Source organism: Hoylesella timonensis S9-PR14 (assembly GCF_000762405.1).
Lineage (GTDB): Bacteria > Bacteroidota > Bacteroidia > Bacteroidales > Bacteroidaceae > Prevotella > Prevotella timonensis_A.
Genome location: NZ_JRPQ01000269.1, coordinates 1 through 1,596 on the forward strand (window position 1 = coordinate 1; position 1,596 = coordinate 1,596).

The 1,596-nt window shown below is 42.4% G+C and carries 1 protein-coding gene; it reads left to right on the forward strand.

What is annotated here, in order from left to right; genetic code table 11:
• Window positions 1–163: 163 nt before the first annotated feature.
• The coding region (locus HMPREF9304_RS12610; RefSeq protein WP_445236349.1) for an ArdC family protein at window positions 164–1,596 on the forward strand (1,433 nt) is incomplete at its 3' end.

Here is a 1,596-nt window from a genome sequence, read left to right on the forward strand (position 1 = left end):
TATAAGACTTTTATTTTTTTGAGGATGCTTATTTGCTGTTAAGTCATTTATTTTGTAACTATCAAAATTTACGAAAATGACCGAAAGAGATNTCAAAAAACCCAATTATTCTGGAAAGAGAAAAAATAAGTCCGATGAAATTCTGAAGAAATTTGCGGACATGATGGTTAAAATTATCGAGACAGCCAAAGCCAACAATTGGAAGAAAGGCTGGATGGGTGTCAATGGTTCTGTGCAAGGTTTGCCGCAAAACATCAGCGGACGGACGTATTCTGGTGGAAATTCATTCTTTCTCATGTTCAACACCGCAGAGCAAGGGTANAAGACACCTGTCTATATGACATTCCTTCAAGCCAAGGATCAGAATCTCCAAGTCAAACCTGGTGAAAAGTCCGTTCCGGTCTTCAAGTGGGGACTATCCATCAAAGACGAGGANGGGAATAAAATCTCTGAAGAAGTCTATAATACGATGTCAAAGGAAGAACGTTCCAAGCTGGTCGTGCGTCCNTTTCCAAGAGTTTTCAGCGTTTTCAATATNGACCAGACCAACCTTGAAGAAGTCAACAAGAANAAGTACGATGCCATTGTGGCACGCTTCAAAGTTCCNGNACAAGAAGTGAAGGACACAGATGGAATGTATGTAAACGAAGCTCTTGACCGTATGTTTGAGANGAAGGCGTGGTATGCCAAAATACAATATGACAAACCCTCCGAGCAAGCCTTTTATCGCCCGTCAACGGACACCATCGTTCTTCCGATGAAATCACAGTTCAAACTTGGGCAGACACCCGAGGAAGTCTATCGTGACGGCATGGAATATTATTCCACCGCCCTGCACGAAATGGCTCATTCAACGGGACACGAGGATCGTCTTGNCAGAAGTTTCGGTCAGCATGGNACGGACAANTACGCTCATGAGGAATTGATCGCAGAAATGACCTCTGCCCTTGTTGGCAGTACGATGGGCTTTGATAGAAAGATTCTGGAGAACAACGCCAACTATCTAAGTGGGTGGTTAAATAGGCTAAAGGGCAAACCTGAAACCATTTCTACCATTATGACAGACGTAGGCAAGGCTTCTGATATGATTATTGACAAGATTGACGAACAGCGTATAGCATTGAATCAAAAGCCTCTGAAAGCTGGCAATTTGGAAGGAATTGATGGAGAGCTTGCCCAAACAAAAGAAAGAGGCAAGACCTTATATGACTTACAGAAGAAGTACAGTCGCATAAACGGTCAATATCCGGCTTCTGTTGATGATGATCGTACAAGGCAAATTGCAAAGCGCATAAGGCAGGCGGAACAGATTATTATGGCATATAATGCCAATGTAGTGTCAGTCTATGGTGAACAGTTCGTATTCTCTGCAGAAGCACAGACACGGATTATACCACAAGCAATATATTCAGGACGTGAACGTCCCGTTTTGGAAACGAAGGAAGAAAACATTTCCTCCGATGAAAAACCTCAAAAAAATGAAGATATGAAAGTTCAGGTATCTACCGCCCCATTTACCCGTGAGATTCCAACGTGGGAAACTTACGAAAAAGAAAAAGGTAAAGATGGAGATTTCACCTATCAAGAAACAGCAGA